General features: G+C 65.3%; 21 protein-coding genes. 15 read left to right on the forward strand and 6 right to left on the reverse strand.

What is annotated here, in order from left to right:
• Nucleotides 1-4 precede the first annotated feature (4 nt).
• Genes EBI04_RS00715 through EBI04_RS00725 form a run of 3 tightly spaced genes read left to right on the forward strand, consistent with a single transcriptional unit; the run spans nt 5 to nt 1,400 of the window.
• Nucleotides 5-211, forward strand: coding sequence for a hypothetical protein (locus EBI04_RS00715; RefSeq protein ID WP_240695333.1), 207 nt, complete (start codon nt 5-7; stop codon nt 209-211).
• Complete coding sequence (locus tag EBI04_RS00720) at nt 163-408, forward strand: hypothetical protein (RefSeq protein ID WP_135255622.1); 246 nt, start codon at nt 163-165, stop codon at nt 406-408. Before EBI04_RS00715 ends, EBI04_RS00720 begins: the two co-directional genes overlap by 49 nt.
• On the forward strand, nt 405-1,400 hold the full coding sequence (locus EBI04_RS00725; RefSeq protein WP_135255623.1) for an aspartate-semialdehyde dehydrogenase: 996 nt from the start codon (nt 405-407) through the stop codon (nt 1,398-1,400). Before EBI04_RS00720 ends, EBI04_RS00725 begins: the two co-directional genes overlap by 4 nt.
• Here EBI04_RS00725 and EBI04_RS00730 read toward each other — a convergent pair.
• Nucleotides 1,387-2,094 (reverse strand): TlyA family RNA methyltransferase, encoded by a 708-nt coding sequence (locus EBI04_RS00730; protein ID WP_135255624.1) that lies wholly within the window; start codon nt 2,092-2,094, stop codon nt 1,387-1,389. The genes EBI04_RS00725 and EBI04_RS00730 overlap by 14 nt on opposite strands.
• A gap of 19 nt (nt 2,095-2,113) precedes the next feature.
• Here EBI04_RS00730 and EBI04_RS00735 point away from each other — a divergent pair, with 19 nt between their 5' ends.
• Together EBI04_RS00735 and EBI04_RS00740 are read left to right on the forward strand one after the other, a co-directional pair.
• Nucleotides 2,114-2,419 carry a DUF3234 domain-containing protein gene (locus EBI04_RS00735; protein ID WP_135257826.1) on the forward strand — a complete coding sequence of 102 codons (306 nt, stop codon included), beginning with the start codon at nt 2,114-2,116 and terminating at the stop codon, nt 2,417-2,419.
• Complete coding sequence (locus EBI04_RS00740) at nt 2,412-2,840, forward strand: hypothetical protein (protein ID WP_135255625.1); 429 nt, start codon at nt 2,412-2,414, stop codon at nt 2,838-2,840. Before EBI04_RS00735 ends, EBI04_RS00740 begins: the two co-directional genes overlap by 8 nt.
• Here the strand turns inward: EBI04_RS00740 and EBI04_RS00745 are convergent.
• Nucleotides 2,837-4,483: a glutamine--tRNA ligase/YqeY domain fusion protein gene (locus EBI04_RS00745; RefSeq protein WP_135255626.1), complete on the reverse strand. Its 1,647-nt coding sequence runs from the start codon at nt 4,481-4,483 to the stop codon at nt 2,837-2,839. The two genes, EBI04_RS00740 and EBI04_RS00745, sit on opposite strands and share 4 nt — an antisense overlap.
• Before the next feature lie 62 nt (nt 4,484-4,545).
• Nucleotides 4,546-5,307 carry an enoyl-CoA hydratase/isomerase family protein gene (locus tag EBI04_RS00750; protein WP_135255627.1) on the reverse strand — a complete coding sequence of 254 codons (762 nt, stop codon included), beginning with the start codon at nt 5,305-5,307 and terminating at the stop codon, nt 4,546-4,548.
• 91 nt (nt 5,308-5,398) lie between these two features.
• Here EBI04_RS00750 and infC point away from each other — a divergent pair, with 91 nt between their 5' ends.
• The 6 genes from infC (at nt 5,399) to mqnB (ending at nt 9,484) form a co-directional block, all read left to right on the forward strand.
• Nucleotides 5,399-5,914 carry a translation initiation factor IF-3 gene (gene infC / locus EBI04_RS00755; protein WP_081454909.1) on the forward strand — a complete coding sequence of 172 codons (516 nt, stop codon included), beginning with the start codon at nt 5,399-5,401 and terminating at the stop codon, nt 5,912-5,914.
• Between the two features lie 160 nt (nt 5,915-6,074).
• Nucleotides 6,075-6,272, forward strand: a complete 198-nt coding sequence (gene rpmI / locus EBI04_RS00760) for a 50S ribosomal protein L35 (protein WP_135255628.1) — start codon at nt 6,075-6,077, stop codon at nt 6,270-6,272.
• Between the two features lie 11 nt (nt 6,273-6,283).
• Entirely contained in the window at nt 6,284-6,640 is a 357-nt protein-coding gene (gene rplT / locus EBI04_RS00765; RefSeq protein WP_135255629.1) for a 50S ribosomal protein L20, read from the forward strand.
• A 68-nt stretch (nt 6,641-6,708) separates the two neighbouring features.
• The gene (locus EBI04_RS00770) at nt 6,709-7,173 is read left to right on the forward strand and encodes a COG2426 family protein (protein ID WP_135257827.1); all 465 of its coding nucleotides are present in this window, start codon (nt 6,709-6,711) and stop codon (nt 7,171-7,173) included.
• A complete protein-coding gene (locus EBI04_RS00775; RefSeq protein ID WP_135255630.1) occupies nt 7,170-8,831 on the forward strand; it encodes a glycerol-3-phosphate acyltransferase in 1,662 nt (553 codons plus the stop codon). The genes EBI04_RS00770 and EBI04_RS00775 overlap by 4 nt, the downstream gene beginning before the upstream one ends.
• Nucleotides 8,831-9,484: a futalosine hydrolase gene (mqnB, locus tag EBI04_RS00780; RefSeq protein ID WP_135255631.1), complete on the forward strand. Its 654-nt coding sequence runs from the start codon at nt 8,831-8,833 to the stop codon at nt 9,482-9,484. The genes EBI04_RS00775 and mqnB overlap by 1 nt, the downstream gene beginning before the upstream one ends.
• A 36-nt stretch (nt 9,485-9,520) precedes the next feature.
• Here the strand turns inward: mqnB and EBI04_RS00785 are convergent, their stop codons facing one another.
• The 3 genes from EBI04_RS00785 to EBI04_RS00795 form a co-directional block, all read right to left on the reverse strand.
• Complete coding sequence (locus EBI04_RS00785) at nt 9,521-10,135, reverse strand: superoxide dismutase (RefSeq protein ID WP_135255632.1); 615 nt, start codon at nt 10,133-10,135, stop codon at nt 9,521-9,523.
• A 68-nt stretch (nt 10,136-10,203) separates the two neighbouring features.
• Nucleotides 10,204-11,601 (reverse strand): class II fumarate hydratase, encoded by a 1,398-nt coding sequence (fumC, locus tag EBI04_RS00790; protein WP_135255633.1) that lies wholly within the window; start codon nt 11,599-11,601, stop codon nt 10,204-10,206.
• A gap of 20 nt (nt 11,602-11,621) precedes the next feature.
• Complete coding sequence (locus tag EBI04_RS00795; RefSeq protein ID WP_135255634.1) at nt 11,622-12,365, reverse strand: TerC family protein; 744 nt, start codon at nt 12,363-12,365, stop codon at nt 11,622-11,624.
• A gap of 36 nt (nt 12,366-12,401) precedes the next feature.
• Between EBI04_RS00795 and EBI04_RS00800 the strand changes: the two genes are divergently transcribed.
• From EBI04_RS00800 to ilvC, 4 genes are all read left to right on the forward strand, one after another.
• Nucleotides 12,402-13,367 carry a YpdA family putative bacillithiol disulfide reductase gene (locus EBI04_RS00800; protein WP_135255635.1) on the forward strand — a complete coding sequence of 322 codons (966 nt, stop codon included), beginning with the start codon at nt 12,402-12,404 and terminating at the stop codon, nt 13,365-13,367.
• 166 nt (nt 13,368-13,533) lie between these two features.
• Nucleotides 13,534-15,222: a biosynthetic-type acetolactate synthase large subunit gene (ilvB, locus tag EBI04_RS00810; RefSeq protein WP_135255636.1), complete on the forward strand. Its 1,689-nt coding sequence runs from the start codon at nt 13,534-13,536 to the stop codon at nt 15,220-15,222.
• Complete coding sequence (ilvN, locus tag EBI04_RS00815; protein ID WP_135255637.1) at nt 15,219-15,731, forward strand: acetolactate synthase small subunit; 513 nt, start codon at nt 15,219-15,221, stop codon at nt 15,729-15,731. The genes ilvB and ilvN overlap by 4 nt, the downstream gene beginning before the upstream one ends.
• Nucleotides 15,728-16,741, forward strand: a complete 1,014-nt coding sequence (gene ilvC / locus EBI04_RS00820) for a ketol-acid reductoisomerase (RefSeq protein ID WP_135255638.1) — start codon at nt 15,728-15,730, stop codon at nt 16,739-16,741. Before ilvN ends, ilvC begins: the two co-directional genes overlap by 4 nt.
• Nucleotides 16,742-16,759: the final 18 nt, after the last annotated feature.

The following is a 16,759-nucleotide window of genomic DNA, read 5'->3' on the forward strand; positions in this document are numbered from 1 at the left end:
CAGTTTGCCGGGTGGCGACGTGGGCATCAACAAGCATATCCGCAAGCGGTTGGAGGGTTTGGAGCGGCAGATCCAGGCACACCAGGAGAAGATCAGGGCGGAGCTGGAGAAGTCCCAGCCGGACTGGGGCCTCATTGGGAAGTGGGAGAGGGAGATCCGGGTATGGGAAAGGGAACGAAGGCGGCTCATCCGCAGGCTGAGGGGGTCGTAGGCATCCCCGAAGCCTTCTGGCAGGAGCTTTTCGGGGAGGTGGACCACCTCCGCGTCCTCTATGAGCGGTTCAAGGGAGCTGGAGAGGAAGAGAGGAAGGTCTTGGAGGAGGAGATCCTCCACAGCCTTACCCACCTTTGGGCCCACGCCAAGGTGATGTGGGAGGAGATAAGCCTCAGCGAGGAGGGCGGGGCATGAGGGTGGCGGTGGTGGGGGCCACGGGGGCCGTGGGGCAAGAGATGCTGAAGGTCCTCGAGGCCCGCAACTTTCCCTTGAGCAAACTGAGGCTGTACGCCTCCCCCCGCTCCGCGGGCAGGACCATCTCCTTCCGGGGGGAAGCCATCCCGGTGGAGCCCCTCCCCGAGGGGCCCTTGCCCGTGGACCTGGTCTTGGCGAGCGCCGGGGGTTCCCTCTCCAAGGCCCTGGCCCCGGTCTGGGCCCAAGGGGGAGCCTTGGTGATCGACAACTCCAGCGCCTGGCGCTACGAGCCCCAGGTGCCCCTGGTGGTGCCGGAGGTGAACCGCCAGGAGATCTTCCGGCACCAGGGCATCATCGCCAACCCCAACTGCACCACGGCCATCCTGGCCATGGCCCTCTGGCCGTTGCACCGGGCCTTCCGGGCCAAGAGGGTCATCGTGGCCACCTACCAGGCGGCCAGCGGCGCGGGGGCCAAGGGGATGGAGGAGCTCCTCCACGAGACCCACCGCTACCTCCACGGGGAGGCCCCCAAGGCTGAGGTCTTCGCCCACCCCCTGCCCTTCAACGTCCTCCCCCACATCGACGCCTTCCAGGAAAACGGCTACACCCGGGAGGAGATGAAGGTGGTGTGGGAGACCCACAAGATCTTCGGGGATGCCTCCCTCCGCATCAGCGCCACCGCGGTGCGGGTGCCCACCCTGAGGGCCCACGCGGAGGCGGTGAGCGTGGAGTTCGAGCGCCCTGTTACCCCGGAGGCGGCCCGGGAGGTCCTGGCCCAGGCCCCCGGGGTGGAGGTGGTGGACGAACCCCAGGCCCGGCGCTACCCCATGCCCCTCACGGCCAGCGGCAAGTGGGCGGTGGAGGTGGGCAGGATCCGGCAAAGCCTGGCCTTTGACAACGGCCTGGACTTCTTCGTGGTGGGGGACCAGCTCCTGAAGGGGGCGGCCCTCAATGCGGTGCAGATCGCCGAGGAGTGGCTTAAGGGACCTTAAGCCAGAGCCAGAACTCCCGGTTTCCTTCCTTACCCGGCAAGGGGCTTTCCCTTTCCCCCAGCGCCTGATAGCCCAGTTCCTGGGCCTGCTCCCGTACCCGGGCCAGGGCCTTTTGCCGGAGGCCTTCCTCCCGCACCACTCCCTTGTGCGCTCCCGGGCCCAGTTCAAACTGAGGCTTCACCAGGACGAGGGCCTCGCCTCCCGGCTTAAGGAGCTCCTTTACCTTGGGCAGAAGCAGGGTGGAGGAGATGAAGGACACGTCCATCACCACCAGGTCCACGGGCTCGGGAAGAAGGAGGTCCCTGGCGTCCTGCTCCTCGAGGCTCACCACCCGGGAGTCCTCCCTTAGGCGGGGATGGAGCTGATTCCTGCCCACGTCCACCGCATAGACCCGCCGGGCGCCCCTTTCCAGGAGCACCTGGGTGAACCCGCCGGTGCTGGCCCCAAGGTCCGCGGCCACCTGGTCCTTCACCTCCAGGGAGAAGGCCTCGAGGGCACCCAGGAGCTTGTAGGCCCCCCGGCTCACGTACCTTTCCGGGGAGAGGACCTCCACCTGGGCTCCTTCCGGCACCCTGTGGGCGGGCTTGGTCACCACCTGCCCGGCCACCTTGACCTGGCCGGATTGGATAAGCCTCTGGGCCTTCTCCCGGCTTTCCGCTAGGCCCCTTTCCACCAGGTAGCGGTCCAGCCTCACGAGGGGTATTATGCCGGGGATGGATCTCTCGGGGCCCTGGTACATCCTGGAGGGGGAGCCTGGGGAACACCTTGTGTTGGAGGTCTTGGGGCAGAGGCTTTCCGGTATCTGGACTTCCGAGGCCCTGGCCCAGAGCTTCCTGGCCCGGCATCCTGAGCTAGGGATGCGGGTAAGTGCCCTGGAAAGCCCTGCCTTGAAGGAAGCCTTCCTCAGGGCCTTGGGCATGCTCAAGGTGGATGGGGTCCTGGTGGATTACGAACCCGGGGCCCACCGGGCCCGGATGGCCCGGGTGGAGGTACTTTTAGAGGAGGTGCGGCGTGCGTAGGTGGCTTGCGGTGTTTTCGGTGGCTTTGGCCTTGGGTCTGGCCCAGCGGGCTGAGGTGAGCGGGGGAAGCCCTTTTGGGGTGCAGGGGGGATTGCGCTTTCCCCTGGTGCCCCTCCTGCTGGATGGGCGGGTCTACGGGGGCGTGGGCCTCGAGGCCCTGGGGGGCGGGGCGGACCTCCTCCTCAAGGTGCCCCTCACCGACCTCTACCTGGGGCTTGGGGCCTTTTACGGCAGCGGTCCTGGCCTCACCCTGCCCCAGGACGCCCGGGGCCAAGGAGGCCTGCGGGCGGTCCTCGGCACCTGGCTCAACCTGCCCCTCCCCTTCGTGGGGGTCTACGCCGAGCTCCACCCCACCTACTACCTGGCTCCCGCCCAGGGCTTCGGCCTCGGGGGGGCGGTGGGCTTGAGCGTGGGGCTTTAGGCCCGGTACCCCTCCTTGAGGGGCACGATGCGGTTCATCACCAGGGCCTCGGGCCTCGAGTCCACCGGGTCTTGCCAGAAGTAGCCGAGGCGCTCCAGCTGGTAGCGGGTGTCCTTGGGGTCCTGGAGGACGCTGGGCTCGATGAAACCCCGCCGGACCTCGAGGGCCCTTGGGTTCAGGTTCTTGAGGAAATCCCCGCCCTCTTCCGGGTCCTTCGTGAGGAAGAGCCGGTTGTAGAGCCGGAACTCCACGGGCAGGGCGTGGCGGGCGGAAACCCAGTGGATGACCCCTTTGGGCTTCACCCCGTCCTCGGGGTTGGCCCCCAGGGTGCCGGGAACGATGCGGGCCTTGAGGAGACGCACCTCCCCCCCTTCCTCCACCGCGTCCTCCAGCTCCAGCACGTAGGCGTGCCGTAGGCGCACCCTTTGCCCCGGGGCGAAGCGCTTCCAGCCCTTGGGCGGATTCAGGCTAAAGTCGGACCGCTCGATGTAGAGCTCGGGGGAGAAGGGCAGGGCCCTTGTTCCCTCCCTAGGGATATCCCGGGGCCAGTAGGGGGCTTCTAGCCACTCCTCCCCCTGATAGTTGGTAAGGACCACCCTTAGGGGGTCCAGTACCCCTAGGACCCTGGGGGCGATGGGGTTCAGGTCGTCCCGCACCACCTCCTCAAAGAGCTCCATCTCGATGAGGGCCTCGTTCCTGGAGATCCCCGTGCGCCGCACGAACTCCCTTATGGCCTCAGGCCGCACCCCCCGCCGGCGTAGGGCCCTTAGGGTGGGGAGCCTGGGGTCGTCCCAACCCCACACGTACCCCCCTTCCACGAGCCGGATGAGCTTCCGCTTGGAGAGCACCGTGTGGGTGAGGTCCAGGCGGGCGAATTCGTACTGGTAGGGCCTGGGGGCGAGGGGCAGGCCGCACTTCCCCTTGAGGTTTTCGATCACCCAGTCGTAGATGGCCCGGTTGTTCTCAAATTCCAGGGTGCAAAGGGAGTGGCTGACGCCCTCGATGAAGTCCTCCAGGGGATGGGCGTAGTCGTACATGGGGTAGACCACCCACCGGTCCCCGGCGTGGTAGTGGGGAGCGTGCACGATGCGGTAGAGCACGGGGTCCCGCAGCTTGAAGTTGGGGTGGGCGGGGTCAATCTTGGCCCTTAGAACCCGGCTTCCCGTGGGGAACTCCCCCCGGCGCATCCTTTCAAAGAGTTCCAGGTTTTCCTCCACACTCCGGTTCCGGTAGGGGCTTGGCTTTCCCTGGGCTCTGAGCTCGCTCATCTCCTCTTCCGAGAGGTCGTCCACGTAGGCCTTGCCCTCCCGGATGAGCTCGAGGGCACACTGGTACATGGTTTCAAAGTAGTCGGAGGCGTAGAGGACCCGATCGGGGGTGAAGCCCAGCCAGCGCACATCCTCTTCTATGGCCCGGGCGTACTCCTCCTTTTCCGTTTCCGGGTTGGTGTCGTCGTAGCGCAGGTTGCACTCTCCACCAAAGTCCAGGGCCAGGCCGAAGTTCAGCACGATGCTCCGGGCGTGGCCGATGTGCAAATAGCCGTTGGGTTCTGGAGGAAAGCGGGTAAGGAGCTTCTCGTACTTCCCTTCCCGCAGGTCCTTCTCCACGATCTCGGTGATGAAGCAGGGGGGAACAAGGCCCATAAGGGGAGTATAGCCCTTGCCGGGTGTCCAAAACCCTCCTACCGCTCCAAGGCTATGCCTTTTCAGAACCTAGGGGGCCGCTTCTCAAAGAAGGCCCGGATGCCCTCCTTGAGGTCCCCTGTCTCCCGCACCCAGGCGTTGGCCAAGGCCGCCAGGCGGAAGCCGTCCTCCAGGCCCATCCCCGGGAGGGCCAAGAGGAGCTCCTTGCTGAGGCGCAAGGAGGTGGGGGCATTTTTGGCCAGCTCCTCCGCCAGGGCCAAAGCCTCCTCCAGAGCCTTGCCAGGAGGGGCCACGCGGTTCGCCAGCCCAAGAGCCTTGGCCTCCTCGGCCCCCATGAGCCTGCCCATGAGGAGGAGGTCCTTGGCCACCTTCTCCCCCACGGCCCGCACCAGGATCACCGAGACCAAGGCGGCCACAAAGCCGATCTTTACCTCGGTGTAGCCCAGCTTGGCCTCTTGGTCCATGACCACCAGGTCGCAGGCGGTGGCCAGGCCCGCTCCTCCCGCCACCGCCGGGCCGTTCACCGCCGCCACCGTGGGCTTAGGGAAGGTGTAGAGGCGGTGGAAGAGGCGCATGAGGGAAAGGGAGTGGCGGTAGTTCTCCTCGGCTCCCAGCTCCGTCACCTTTTCCAAGAAGGCCAGGTCGGCCCCGGCGCTGAAGGCGCTTCCCCGGCCCGAAAGGACCAGGACCCGGGCCTCGGGATCTCTCTCCGCTTCCTCGAGGGCCTGCAAAAGCCCCTCCACCATCTCGGGGGAAAGGGGGTTTCGCCGTTCTGGATCGTTGAGGAAAACCCGATAGATCCGACCTTTCTCCAGCTGAACCATGCCCCCATTGTAGGCGCTGGGGTTTTCCTGCTACACTCCCCTTAGCCCGCAAGCCATGCAGGGAGAGCCCGCGGGCTAGGAGGTGGTGTAGATAAAGGAGTATCTGGTTAACGAACGCATTCGCGCACGGCAGGTGCGGGTCATCGGGGCCGATGGGCAGCAGCTGGGCATTATGGACACCCGGGAGGCCTTGCGCCTGGCCCAGGAGCAGGACCTGGATCTCGTGCTGGTGGGTCCCACCGCCGATCCGCCCGTGGCCCGCATCATGGACTACTCCAAGTGGCGCTACGAGCAGCAGGTGGCGGAGAAGGAGGCCCGCAAGAAGGCCAAGCGCACCGAGGTGAAGTCCATCAAGTTCCGGGTCAAGATCGACGACCACGACTATCAGACCAAGCTGAACCATATCAAGCGCTTTTTGGCCGAAGGCCACAAGGTCAAGGTCACCATCATGTTCCGGGGAAGGGAGATGTCCCATCCCGAGCTAGGGGAGAGGCTTCTCGAGCGGGTGGCCGAGGACCTGAAGGGCCTGGCCGTGGTGGAGATGAAGCCCGAACTCTTGGGCCGGGATATGAACATGCTCCTGGCCCCGGCCAAGGTATCCGCCTAGGCCAGCCCCGGAAGGGCTAAATGGCGTAAGCCTAGGTCAGCCCCATGGGGGCTAAATGGCGAAAGCCTAGACCTTTTCGTTTCCCTTTGGTATAGTGTGAGGGCTTTGGGGAGCCTGCAAGACCCCCTGTGGGGCGCTTCCCAGGGCTTGGAGGAAGGGTATGCCGAAGATGAAGACCCACAAGGGCGCCAAGAAGCGGGTGAAGGTGACCGCTTCGGGCAAGGTGATGGCCATGAAGACGGGAAAGCGGCACCTCAACTGGCACAAGTCCGGGAAGGTCATCCGCCAGAAGGGGCGGAGGTTCGCCCTGGCCCAGGCGGAGGCGGAGCGGGTAAAGCTCCTTCTGCCCTACGAGTGAGGAGGTAGAGGATGCCGCGCGCCAAAACCGGTGTCGTTCGCCGCAGGAAGCACAAGAAGATCCTTAAGCTGGCCAAGGGCTACTGGGGCCTTCGCTCCAAGAGCGTCCGCAAGGCCCGGGAAACCCTCTTCGCCGCGGGCAACTACGCTTATGCCCACCGCAAGCGCAAGAAGCGGGATTTCCGCAAGCTCTGGATCGTGCGCATTAATGCCGCCTGCCGCCAGCACGGCCTAAACTACTCCAGCTTTATCCACGGCCTGAAGCGGGCGGGGGTGGAGCTGGACCGCAAGGTGCTGGCCGATTTGGCGGTGCGGGAGCCCCGGGCCTTTGCCGAGCTGGTGGAGAAGGCCAAGGCAGCCCGCGCCTAAGGCATTGTTTCCCGTGATCCGCCGTCCGGATCCCGTCCCGATCTGGCGGCGGGTTTCCTTTTGTGAGCATGCCTCCTGAACTCTACGTGGTCCTGGTGGCCGCCCTGCCGGTGGTGGAGCTGAGGGGAGCCATTCCCCTGGGGGTGGCCCTGGGGCTTTCCCCAGGAGAGGCTTTCCTGCTGGCCCTCTTGGGCAACCTGCTGGTGGCCCCGGTGGCCCTCTTCCTTTTGCCTTGGGCGGTGGCGCTTTTGATCCGGGTGCCCTTCCTGGCCAAACTCTGGGCGGCCCTCGAGGCCCGGGTGCGCCTTAAGGGGGAAGAGCAGGTGCAGCGCCTGGGGGCCCTGGGCCTTTTCCTCTTCGTGGCCGTGCCCTTGCCGGGCACCGGGGCCTGGAGCGGGGCGGTGCTGGCGGTGGTCTTGGGTCTAAAAAGGCGCTACGCCCTCCTGGCCATCTCCCTGGGGGTGCTGGCTGCCGGGCTTATCGTTTTCCTCCTTACGGGTGGGGCGGTGGCCGGGCTAAACTACCTGCGATGATGTTCGTCCTTTTGCCCCTTTCCTATGCCCTGGGCGCCTTGCCCTTGGGGTACTGGCTGGCCAGGCGGCGGGGGGTGGACTTGCGCACGGCAAGCCCCTACGCCCTGGGCTTGGAAACCGCCCTGAAGCGGCTGGGCTTGGGACTCACCCTCTTGACCTTTCTCCTGGACTTCCTCAAGGGGTACCTGCCCCTGGCCTTGGGCCGGGCCTTGGGCCTTGGTTTTCCGGAGCTTTTGGCCCTGGGGGTGGCGGTTTACCTGGGCCACCTTTATCCCCTCTTCTTCCGCGATCCCTGGCCCCTCCGGGCTAAGGGGGCGGGGGTGCTCCTCGGGATCCTGGCGGGTTTACCTTTGGCTCCGGCCCTAGGGATGGTGCCCGTGGCCCTGGCCCTCGCCCTCTACGCCCTCACGGGGTACGCCTCCTTGGGGGCCCTGGGGCTTCCCCTGGGCCTCTTTGGGGTCGCCCTCTTCGGCGGGTTTGGACTTCAGGAGAAGCTTCTTTCCGGCCTCCTCTTCCTCCTCGCCCTTTGGCGCTACAAGGAGAACCTGGGCCGTATCCTGGAAGGCACCGAGCCCAGGCTCGGTAACCCCATGCCCTTGCCCTCGGAAAGGCAGGTGGTCTGCGCCTTCCTCATCCATCCCCTTACGGTGGAGGATTTCTGGCAAAGCCCCCGCTTCCGCTGGGCCCGTCCTCTGGTGCGCCTGGGGCTTTTGCGGCAGGCCTGGATGGAACGTTTGGCGGAGCTTTTCCGCCCCATGAAGGTGGGGGAGGTGAGGGGAGTGAGGACGGCGGATGGCCGGGAGGTTCTGTGCCACCTCATCTCCGCTCCCCTTCTGCCCCACCAGATCAAGGCTAAGCCGGAGCTGGCGGTAAGGCGGGCCATCCAAGGGGCCAGGCTCGCCAAGGAGCTTGGGGCCACGGTGGTGGGCCTGGGAGCCTTCTGGAGCGTGGTGGGGGAGAAGGGCAAAAGGGTACAGGAGGCGGTGCCGGGTATAGAGGTGACGAACGGGGGGGCCTACACCGCGGGCACCGTCAAAGCCGCCATCCCCGGTATCCTGGCCCACTTTGCCCAAGGCGGCAAGGAACTGGGAAACACCACGGCGGCGGTGGTGGGGGCGAACGGGGTGGTGGCCTTCGGCATCGCCCGACAGATCGCCCCTCTGGTGGGCAGGCTCATCCTGGTGGGCCGGGACCGGGAGCGCCTGGAGAAGTCAGCGGAAAGCCTTCGGAAAAACCTGGAGCGAAAGGGGAAAGCGCCTGAGATCCAGGTGACCACCGAGGTGACCGCCATTCGGGAGGCGGATTTGGTCTTCACCGCCACCAGCGATCCGAACCCGGTGATCTACCCTGAACACGTGAAGCCAGGGGCCTGGATCTATGACGAGGGCGTGCCCCCCGACGTGCATCCTTCGGTTAAAAAGGTACCTGGGGTCAGGGTCATCCCCGGGGGTGTGGTGCGGCTTCCCGGGAGGGCCAAGGCTACCCTAGACCTTCACTTCGGTTCCCCCGACCAGGTGCCCGCCTGCTTGGCCGAGACCATGATTCTGGCGGCGGAGGAGGCCTTTGATCGCAAGAGCCTGGGGGGCGAGGTGAAGGCGGAGAACATCCAGTTCTTCGTGGAGCGGGCCGAGGCCTTGGGATTTAAGGTGGTGGAGTGATGTGGCTCCTCCTTTCCCCCACGCCCCTCGAGGCCCCCTTCCTCCAGGGGGAGCCCTTTACCTTCCTTGAAAGGAAGGGGCTTAGGGGAGAGGGGTTTGTCTGGCTGGAAACCGGTATCGGCAAGGTGAACGCGGCCCTCACCCTGGCGGCCTGGGCCAGCCAAAACCCGGTGGAGAAAGCCTTGCTTTTTGGCATCGCCGGGGCTTACCCGGGCTCGGGTCTGGCCCTAGGGGAGGCCGTCTTGGTGGGGGAGGAGGTGGAGGCGGACCTGGGGCTTCGCGGGGGGCTTGAGCCCCTGGGGTTCCCCGCTCTGGTCCTCCAGGGAAAGACCTTCTACAACCGCTTTCCCCTTGATCCGGGCCTCACGGGGGAGATGGCCCAGGCCCTGGGCTTTAAGGTGGCGGTGGGCCTCACCCGGGATCTGGTCACGGAAAGCCCGGAGGAGGCGGAGGCCCTGGCCTCCCGTTGGGGGGCCCAGGTGGAGAGCATGGAGGGGGCGGCCTTCGCCCGGGCCTGCCTGGCCCTGGGGGTGCGGGGGGCGGAGCTCAGGGCCATTTCCAACCCCGCCGGGGCGCGGGACAAGGGGGCCTGGCGGGTGCGAGAGGCGGTGGAGGCCTTGGAGGAGGCGGTAAGGCGAATCCTAAAAACATAGCCCGGGGCCAAGGGCCCCGGGCCAAGACGGCGAGGTTTAGCCCCGCTTGTAGATTTCTTCCGCCTTGTCCCAGTTGATCACGTTCCAAATGGCCTGCAGGTAGTCGGCCCGGCGGTTTTGGTACTTGAGGTAGTAGGCGTGCTCCCAGACGTCGATGCCCACGATGGGGGTGAACCCCTCCATGATGGGGTTGTCCTGGTTGGGGGTGGAGATGACGTGGAGCTTGCCGAAGGGATCCTTGACCAGCCAGGCCCAGCCGGAGCCGAAGCGGGCCATGGCCGCCTGGGTGAGCTTTTCCTTTAGGGCTTGGAAGCCGCCAAACTGCTCGTCGATGGCCTTTTTTAGCTCCCCTACGGGCTCCTTGGCCCCCCCAGGGGTGAGGAGTTCCCAGAAGAGGCTGTGGTTCAGGTGCCCGCCCCCGTTGTTGCGCACCGCGGTCTGGATGTCCGCGGGCAGGGCGGCCAGGTGACGGAGCAGGGTCTCCACTTCGGCCCCGTGCAGGTAGGGGTACTTCTCCAAGGCAGCGTTGAGGTTAGCCACGTAGCCCCCATGGTGCTTCTGGTGGTGGATCTCCATGGTCTTGGCGTCGATGTGGGGCTCGAGGGCCTCGTACGGGTAACCCAGTTCCGGTAGCTTAAACGGATACGGCATACCTCACCTCCCAAACCTCACTATAGTAGTGCCCACCCCAAGCGGGGTGGGCGTTCTCACAAATGACCTCAAGCCTCATGAGGTTTGGCCAGCCTCACGGGAACTACGATGCGGTCAAACTCCTCCTCCGTGAGGTAACCCAGCTCTAGGGCAGCTTGCTTCAGGGTCTTCTTTTCCTTTATAGCCTTCTTCACAATTTCCGCCGCCTTGTCGTAGCCGATGGCCTTGTTCAAGGCGGTGGCCAGCATGGGGTTTTTCTGGAGGTGTTCCTCTATTCGCTCCAGGTTGGGCTCGATGCCTTTAGCCAGGTTCTCGTTGAAGGACTCCATGGCGTCGGCCAGGAGTTTGATGGACTCGAGGGCGGCATCCACCATCACCGGCTTGTAGACGTTGAGCTGGAAGTTCCCCTGGCTTCCGGCGAAGGCCACCGTGTGGTCGTTGCCGAAGACCCGCACCACCACCATGGTGAGGGCCTCCACCTGGGTGGGGTTCACCTTGCCGGGCATGATGGAGCTTCCGGGTTCGTTGGCAGGGATGAAGATCTCCCCGATGCCCCCGTAGGGCCCGGAGGCCAGCCAGCGGATGTCGTTGCCGATCTTCATGAGGGCCCCGGCCAAGGTCCTGAGGGCCCCCATAAGGTGCACCAGCTCGTCGTGGGCGGCCAAGGCGGCGAAGCGGTTTTCCGCCACCCGGAAGGGGAGGCCCGTTTCCTCGGCCAGGTACTGGGCCACCAGCTCACCAAAATGGGGATGGGCGTTCAGGCCCGTGCCCACCGCCGTGCCCCCAATGGCCAGGTTATAAAGTCCTTTTTCCGCCTCCTTGACCATGGCCAGGGTGTTCTTGAGCTGGGCCGCCCAGCTCCCCACCTCCTGCCCCAGGGTGATGGGCACCGCGTCCATGAGGTGGGTGCGGCCCACCTTCACGATGCCGTCAAAGGCCTTGGCCTTTTCCTCAAAGGTGGCGATGAGGGCCTCCGTTGCCGGGTAAAACCTCTGGTGGAGGGCCAAAGCCACGGCCACGTACATGGCGGTGGGGAAGGTGTCGTTAGAACTCTGGCCCCGGTTCACGTGATCGTTGGGGTGAACGTACTTGGAGCCCAGGGGCTTCCCCAGAAGCTCCGAGGCCCGGTTGGCGATGACCTCGTTCACGTTCATGTTGGTCTGGGTGCCGCTTCCCGTCTGGAAGACCACCAGGGGGAAGTGGTCGTCCAGCTTCCCCTGGATGACCTCCTCCGCCGCCTGGATGATGGCCCTCGCGATTTCCTCGGGAAGTTCCCCCAGTTCTAAGTTGGCTCTGGCCGCCGCTTTCTTCAGCATCCCGTAGGCGCGGATCACCTCCAGGGGCATGCGGAAGCGAAAGGCCCCTATTTTGAAGTGCTCGAGGGAGCGCTGGGTCTGGGCACCCCAGTAGCGGTCCGCTGGTACCTTGACCTCGCCCATGGTGTCCCGCTCAATCCGGTATTCCATAAGGCACCTCCAGCTCGATTTTACGCTTCCTCCTCGTAGGGCTCGTGGAGCTTGACGGGTTTCCCCCTAAGCCCTGCACGAAGGTTCAGCCACTCCACCAGCACGGCGAAGCCCATGGCGAAGTAGATGTACCCCTTGGGGATGTGCACCCCCGTGCCCTCGGCCACCAGGGTGAAGCCGATGAGGAGAAGGAAGGCGAGGGCCAGCATTTTCACCGTGGGGTGACGGTTCACGAAGGCGTAGATGCCCTTGGAGGCCAGGAGCATCACCGCCACCGAGGTGAGGATGGCCGCCACCATCACCGGCACATGGGGGGTGAGGCCCACGGCGGTGATGACGGAGTCTATGGAGAAAACGATATCCAGAAGAAGCACCTGCCCGATCACTGCGGCGAAGGAGGGGGCCACCCTTTTGATGGCGTGGCCCGGTTCTCCTTCCAGCTTCTCGTGGATTTCCCGCACCGACTTGTAGAGGAGGAAAAGCCCTCCGGCGATCAGCACCAGGTCCTTTCCGGTAACCTCGTGGCCCAAGAGGGCGAAGAGGGGCTTTTTCAGGGCCATGATCCAGGCGATGGAAAGGAGAAAGAGGATCCGGGTAACCGCCGCCAGGGAGATGCCCACCACGCGGGCTCGGTCCTGCTCTTCCTGCGGCAGCTTGGAGGCCAGGATGCTGATGAAAATCACGTTGTCCACGCCCAGGACCACTTCCAGCACCGTGAGGGTGAGGAAGGCCACCCAGACCTCGGGGCTTGTGAGCCATTCCACGGGAGAAAGTCTACAAGGTCCTTTAAACTCAGGGGCATGGTGGATGTGCTGGTGGTGGGGGCGGGGCCTGTAGGGCTGGCGGCGGCCCTCGAGGCCAAGCGCCAGGGCCTGAGCCACCTGATCCTGGAAAGGGGCACGGTGGCGGAGACCCTCTACCGTTTTCCCCGGCAGATGGTCTTCTTCTCCGAGGCCAAAAACATCGAGATCGGAGGCCATCCCCTGGTGTCCCAGGGGCCCAAGCCCACCCGCCTCGAGGCGCTCCTCTACTACCAGAAGGTGGCGGAACGCGAGGGGCTTCGGGTCCTCACCTATACGGAGGCGGTGGGTGTGGAAGGGGAGGAGGGCGCCTTTAAGGTCTTGGCCCGGGACCGGTTTGGGGAGAAGGCTTTCCCTGCCCGGTACGTGGTGGTGGCCACGGGCTACTTTGGGAACCCTAACCGCTTAGGGGTGCCGGGGGAGGACCTGCCGCACGTGCTGTACCGCTACGAGGAGGCAGCCCCCTTCTTCGGCCGCAAGGTGGCGGTGGTGGGGGGGAGCAACTCGGCGGTGGAGGTGGCCTTGGACCTGTACCGGGGCGGGGCCCAGGTGGCCTTGGTCCACCGGGGCAAGTGGGTGCGCCCCAGCGTGAAGTACTGGCTCCTTCCCGACTTCGAAAACCGGGTGAAGGAGGGGAGCATTCTGGCGGTGATGGAGGCCAGGGTCAAAGCCATCACCCCGGAGGGCCTCGTCCTGGAAAGACCCCAAGGGGAGGAGTTCTTGGAGGCCGACTTCGTCCTGGTCCAGATCGGCTACCGGGCGGAAGACCATCTCCTTAGGAGGGCGGGGGTGCGCTACGAGGGGGAGAAACCCTGGCTTTCCCCGGAATGGGAAACCTCCCGCAAGGGGCTTTTTGCCATCGGCTCCAGTGCCTTTGGGCCGGACACCCGCACGGTGTTTATCGAAAACGGCCGGGAGCACGCAAGGGTGGCCATAGCCGCCATCGCCCGCCGCTTGGGCTCTTGACACCCTTCACAAAGGGGGCTAGGATAAAGCCCAAGATGCGCTTCGGCCTCGTCCTATCCCTAGGCCTGGTCCTAATCGTAGGGCCAGCGGGGGGTAGGGTGTAGCGTTTTAGGGCGCATCCAAGACCCCCCGGAGAATCCGGGGGGTCTTGGTTTAGGAGGGGGAGATGAAGGGAGCGGAGGCACTTTTGAAAGCGCTGGAGCGGGAAGGGGTGGAGGTCATCTTCGGCCACCCGGGTGGGGCCATCATGCCCGTCTACGATGCCCTTTACGACAGCGGGATCCGCCACATCCTGGTGCGGCACGAACAAGGGGGAGTCCACGCCGCCACCGCCTACGCTCGGGCTTCGGGCAAGGTGGGGGTGGTGATGGCCACCAGCGGTCCCGGGGCCTTGAACCTGGTGACCGGCCTGGCGGATGCCTACATGGACTCTACCCCCGTGGTGGCCATCACCGGGAACGTGCCCCGGAGCCTCATCGGTACCGACGCCTTCCAGGAGGCGGACGTCACCGGGGTCACCATGCCCATCACCAAGCACAACTACCTGGTGCAGGAGGCGAACGACATCCCCGGGGTGGTGCGGGAGGCCTTCCACATCGCCTCGAGCGGGAGGCCGGGGCCGGTGCTGATCGATCTGCCCAAGGATGTGCAGCTGGCGGAATTCACCGGTACCTTTGATGTGGAGCTGGACCTTCCCGGGTACAAGCCCACCACCAGGGGCCACCCCAAGCAGATCGAGCGGGCCCTCGAGGCCCTGGAGAAGGCGGAAAGGCCCATCCTCATGGTGGGGGGTGGGGCCCAGCACGCCCACGGGGAGCTTCTGGCCTTCGCGGAAAGGACGGGAATCCCCGTGATCACCACCCTCATGGGCCTGGGGGCTTTCCCTGGCAATCACCCCCTTTGGCTGGGGATGCCGGGCATGCACGGCACCGTGGCCGCTAACCGGGCCATCCACCATGCGGACGTGATCCTGGCCATCGGCCTCCGCTTTGACGACCGGGTCACGGGGAAGGTTTCCCGTTTTGCCCCCCATGCCCACACCATCATCCACGTGGACATCGACCCGGCGGAGATCGGGAAGCTGGTGCGGACCCACATTCCCATCGTGGGGGATGCCCGCTTTGTGCTTCGGGAGATGCTGAAAGGGGCTAAGCCCCTGAAGCTGGCCTCCTGGTGGCGGCAACTGGAGGAGTGGCGCACCCGCTACCCCTTGCGCTGGAAACCCAGGCCCCACTTGCAGAGCCAGGAGGTCATCAAGGCCTTCGCCGAGGCCACGGGGGGGCATGCCATCGTCACCACCGGGGTGGGGCAGCACCAGATGTTCGCCGCCCAGTTCTTTCCCGTGACCCGGCCGAGGAGCTTCATCACCTCTGGGGGCTTGGGCACCATGGGGGTGGGCCTGCCCTTCGCCATCGGGGCCAAGGTGGCCCGGCCGGAGGAACTGGTCATCGACTTCGACGGGGACGGTTCCTTCCAGATGACCCTCCAGGAGCTGGCCACCTTGGTGAAGTACAAGCTGGACGTGAAGGTGGTGGTTCTGAATAACGGCTATCTGGGCATGGTGCGCCAGTGGCAGGACCTCTTCCACGCCAGGCGCTACTCCGAGGTCTACCTGGCGGACTCCAACCCCGATTTCGCCCGCCTGGCGGAGGCCTACGGCATCAAGGGGGTCAGGGTGGAGCGCAAGGAGGATCTGATGAAAGGAGTGGAAGCCGTGCTTTCCACCGATGGGCCCGTGGTGGCGGAGTTCAAGGTCTACCACGAGGAAGGGGTCTTCCCCATGATCCCCGCGGGGGGTGCGGCGGAGGACATGATCCTGGAACACCCGGCGGAAAGGGAGGAGGTGGAGGCGTGAGGCACGTGATCTCCGTGTTGGTGCAGGACCACCCCCGGGTTTTGAACCGCATCACGGGCCTTTTCGCCCGCCGGGGCTTCAACCTGGAGAGCCTGGCGGTGGGGACCACCCATGTGCCGGGGCTTTCCCGCATCAGCCTGGTGGTCTCGGGGGACGACCGCACCCTGGAGCAGGTGGAAAAACAGCTGAACCGCCTGATCGAGGTTTTGAAGGTGACGGACCACGCCGAGCCCCATGTGGAGCGGGAGCTGGCCCTGGTAAAGGTCCACGTGGCCGGGGTGGAGGAAAGATTGGCGGTGAAGGACATCCAGGAAGCCTTCCGGGCCCGGGTGGTGGATGTGGCCCAGAAAAGCCTGATCCTGGAGCTCACCGGGGACTCCAAGAAGATAGACTCCTTCATCGAGGCCCTTAGGCCTTACGGGATCCTCGAGGTCATGCGCACCGGAGCGGTGGCCATGAGCCGCGGGGAGCGCACCCTTAAGGTCAGGGAAAAACGGGAGGCGGTATGAAGATCTACTACGAGCACGACGCGGATCTGGGGTTCATCCAAGGCAAGAAGGTGGCGGTGCTGGGCTTCGGCTCCCAGGGGCACGCCCACGCCTTGAACCTTAAGGAGTCGGGGGTGGACGTGCGGGTGGGGCTTAGGCCCGGGTCTAAAAGCGCCGCCAAGGCGGAGGCCATGGGCCTTAGGGTCCTTTCCGTGGCCGAGGCGGTGCGGGAGGCGGACATCGTGATGGTCCTCCTTCCCGACGAGACCCAGGGCCGGGTTTACCGGGAGGAGATCGAGCCCAACCTTAAGGAGGGGGCAGCTTTGGCCTTCGCCCACGGCTTCAACATCCACTTCGGCCAGATCAAGCCCAGGCGGGACCTGGACGTCTGGATGGTGGCCCCTAAGGGGCCTGGCCACCTGGTGCGGAGCGAGTACGTGAAGGGAAGTGGGGTGCCGGCTCTGGTGGCCGTGCACCAGGATGCTTCGGGTTCGGCCTTCCCCACCGCCTTGGCCTACGCCAAGGCCATAGGGGCGGCCCGGGCTGGGGTCATCCCCACCACCTTCAAGGACGAAACGGAAACCGACCTCTTCGGGGAGCAGGCGGTGCTTTGCGGGGGGCTTACCCGGCTCATCCAGGCGGGGTTTGAAACCCTGGTGGAGGCGGGCTACCCTCCGGAGATGGCCTACTTTGAAACGGTGCACGAGGTGAAGCTCATTGTGGACCTCATCTACGAGGCGGGCTTCGCCGGGATGCGCTACTCCATCTCCAATACCGCCGAGTACGGGGATTACACCCGGGGCGAGGTTTCGGTGCCGGTGGAGGAAACCAAGAAGCGCATGCGGGAGATCCTCCGGCAGATCCAGTCCGGGGAGTTCGCCCGGGAGTGGATGCTGGAAAACCAGGTGGGCCAGCCGGTCTTAGAGGCGAACCGCAAGCGCTGGAAGGAGCACCCCATCGAGGAGGTGGGGGCGAGGCTTCGGGCCATGATGCCCTTCCTGCGGGCAAGGGTATTGGAGGAGGTAGGCTAGGTGGGTACCAAGGGCCCC

Source organism: Thermus caldilimi (assembly GCF_004684245.1).
In the GTDB taxonomy this organism is placed as follows: domain Bacteria; phylum Deinococcota; class Deinococci; order Deinococcales; family Thermaceae; genus Thermus; species Thermus caldilimi.

Excerpts from the sequence above, each read along its gene's own strand:
- EBI04_RS00720 (WP_135255622.1), top strand. The coding sequence starts at position 163 with ATGGGAAAGGGAACGAAGGCGGCTCATCCGCAGGCTGAGGGGGTCGTA.
- EBI04_RS00725 (WP_135255623.1), top strand. The coding sequence starts at position 405 with ATGAGGGTGGCGGTGGTGGGGGCCACGGGGGCCGTGGGGCAAGAGATG.
- EBI04_RS00735 (WP_135257826.1), top strand. The coding sequence starts at position 2,114 with ATGGATCTCTCGGGGCCCTGGTACATCCTGGAGGGGGAGCCTGGGGAA.
- EBI04_RS00745 (WP_135255626.1), bottom strand. The coding sequence starts at position 4,483 with ATGGGCCTTGTTCCCCCCTGCTTCATCACCGAGATCGTGGAGAAGGAC.
- EBI04_RS00750 (WP_135255627.1), bottom strand. The coding sequence starts at position 5,307 with ATGGTTCAGCTGGAGAAAGGTCGGATCTATCGGGTTTTCCTCAACGAT.
- rpmI (WP_135255628.1), top strand. The coding sequence starts at position 6,075 with ATGCCGAAGATGAAGACCCACAAGGGCGCCAAGAAGCGGGTGAAGGTG.
- rplT (WP_135255629.1), top strand. The coding sequence starts at position 6,284 with ATGCCGCGCGCCAAAACCGGTGTCGTTCGCCGCAGGAAGCACAAGAAG.
- EBI04_RS00770 (WP_135257827.1), top strand. The coding sequence starts at position 6,709 with ATGCCTCCTGAACTCTACGTGGTCCTGGTGGCCGCCCTGCCGGTGGTG.
- EBI04_RS00775 (WP_135255630.1), top strand. The coding sequence starts at position 7,170 with ATGATGTTCGTCCTTTTGCCCCTTTCCTATGCCCTGGGCGCCTTGCCC.
- mqnB (WP_135255631.1), top strand. The coding sequence starts at position 8,831 with ATGTGGCTCCTCCTTTCCCCCACGCCCCTCGAGGCCCCCTTCCTCCAG.
- EBI04_RS00785 (WP_135255632.1), bottom strand. The coding sequence starts at position 10,135 with ATGCCGTATCCGTTTAAGCTACCGGAACTGGGTTACCCGTACGAGGCC.
- fumC (WP_135255633.1), bottom strand. The coding sequence starts at position 11,601 with ATGGAATACCGGATTGAGCGGGACACCATGGGCGAGGTCAAGGTACCA.
- EBI04_RS00800 (WP_135255635.1), top strand. The coding sequence starts at position 12,402 with ATGGTGGATGTGCTGGTGGTGGGGGCGGGGCCTGTAGGGCTGGCGGCG.
- ilvB (WP_135255636.1), top strand. The coding sequence starts at position 13,534 with ATGAAGGGAGCGGAGGCACTTTTGAAAGCGCTGGAGCGGGAAGGGGTG.
- ilvC (WP_135255638.1), top strand. The coding sequence starts at position 15,728 with ATGAAGATCTACTACGAGCACGACGCGGATCTGGGGTTCATCCAAGGC.